The organism is Kitasatospora sp. NPDC059817, from assembly GCF_042731835.1.
In the GTDB taxonomy this organism is placed as follows: Bacteria; Actinomycetota; Actinomycetes; order Streptomycetales; family Streptomycetaceae; genus Kitasatospora.
In genome coordinates this window covers 1-1740 of the sequence record NZ_JBHWIR010000417.1, presented here as the reverse complement: position 1 = coordinate 1740, position 1740 = coordinate 1, and the positions used below count along the sequence as shown (strand labels likewise).

The following is a 1740-nucleotide window of genomic DNA, read 5'->3' as shown; positions in this document are numbered from 1 at the left end:
GCGCGCCCCCCCCCGAGCCCGCCCGCGCCGCACGCGCCCCCCCCCCGCCCCCCCGCCCCCCCCCCGCCCCCGGGGTGGCGGGGCCTCCCGCACAGCCCCCCCCCGCCCCACCGCTCGCCCACCGCCGACCGGGCAGGCCCATCGGCGGCCGGCCCGTCCGGAGGCCCCGACCGAAAGGGCGTCCCTGCGGGGACGGCTCAGCCTGGCCCGGCTCGCAGCCGGCCGGGACGTCCGGGCCGCAGACGGCCCTCCCGCCCCGTCCGGACGCCGGGCCAACGGACGTGCCCTGCGGGCACGACAGCACTCTCGGTCGCGCTCCGCGCGCCCACGGCGGCACCTCGACCACGGGGCCGTCGCCCGTCCCCGACCGCACCACCGAGACCCCCGAGGACCACCCATGCCCGTGTGCGCCGGCCGCCCGGCCGCCCCGTTCGGAGACCCGTCGCCGCAGACCTGCCTCCAAGTCGCCGGAGAAGCCGCCCTCCTCGCCATCATCGCCGCCGATGACGCCATGGCTGCCGTCTGCCGCAGCCGCTCCGGCAGCACCGTGCGCCTGGAAGCCGCCATGCACGAGGCCCACCGCGAAGCGAGCGAGGCCGCCCGGCACGCCGACCGCGCCGAGCAGTACGCCGACGACCCCGCGATGCCCGCCAGCGCGCTCGTCTACTGCGCCCGCAAGGCCGTCGACCACGCCGTTCGCGCCCAGGCCGCCGCCGGAGTCGAGACCACCGCCGCCAGCCTGCGCGCCGAACTTGACCGGGTTCTCACCCCCACCGAGCAGGCGGAACGCGAGAGCGCCCGCCGCCGGGAAGAAGCCCAGCACGAAGCCGAACAGCGGGCCGCCACCGGCATGGACCGCGAGAACCGCGAGCGAGCCGCCTCGAACCGGTACCTCGCCGAACACCACGTCGCTGCCCTCGGCTGGACCACCGGCCACCTGCGGGTGATGGAGGCCGCCGCGACCGGCCGCCTGTACTGGCGAGACCGCCGAGCCCGGATCGCCGCGCAGCACGGCGACTGGACCGGCGGACGACGGGTCAGCCAGGAACGCACCCAGGCCCTGTACGCTGCCCGCTTCCTGGTCACCACCGCACGCACCACCAACGGCGCCCGCGTGCTCGCCCCCAGCCTCATGGGCCGGGTCGCTCTCGAACTCGCCCGGCTGCACCAGGCCGCACTCCACCCCACCGACCAGGCCGCCTACGAGGCCCGGCTCGTCTGGGCCCGACGCCGCCACCGCCGCCGCGACGACCAGAAGGCCGCCGCCCGTCGTCTGCCCGACCTCGACCCCAGCGCCCGAAAGTTGTACCGGCACCCGGTCACCCTCGCCGAGCAGCAGGCCCGCGCCGAACGCGAGGCGACGGACCGGTGGGAGGGCGAAGGCGGGTACTGCCCCGCGGTCGAGATGCCCCGGCCGGTGGCCACCCCCACCCCCACCCCGGCCCCGCCAGTACCCACGTCCGCCCGCACCAGCCAGCAGCAGGCCGTCCAGGCCACCCTCTGGTGACCAACACCCGTCCCCGCTCCGGCCCTTCTTGCCTCCGGCGGGTCCTTCTCTCGGAGGGGGCGGGGGGTGGGTGTGCGGGTGCGGCGTGGGTGGTGGTTGGGGTTGTGGGGGCGGGGTTCCCTCCTCGGTCGGACACCCGTTGGGCGTACCGGGGCTCCGGGCGGGGTGTCCAGGCCGGGCCGCTGCGCGGTCGCGAGGCGCTGTGGCTGAGAAAACAAACACACCCCACCCAA

General features: G+C 77.4%; 1 protein-coding gene. It reads left to right on the top strand.

Features of this window, described 5'->3' with window-relative positions; genetic code table 11:
• Positions 1 to 397: 397 nt before the first annotated feature.
• Entirely contained in the window at positions 398 to 1507 is a 1110-nt protein-coding gene (locus ACFV61_RS35885; RefSeq protein ID WP_380496373.1) for a hypothetical protein, read from the top strand.
• The last annotated feature ends 233 nt before the right edge of the window (positions 1508 to 1740 follow it).

Bases quoted from the DNA above. Each gene is read 5' to 3' on its own strand.
- ACFV61_RS35885 (WP_380496373.1), top strand. From the start codon at position 398: ATGCCCGTGTGCGCCGGCCGCCCGGCCGCCCCGTTCGGAGACCCGTCG.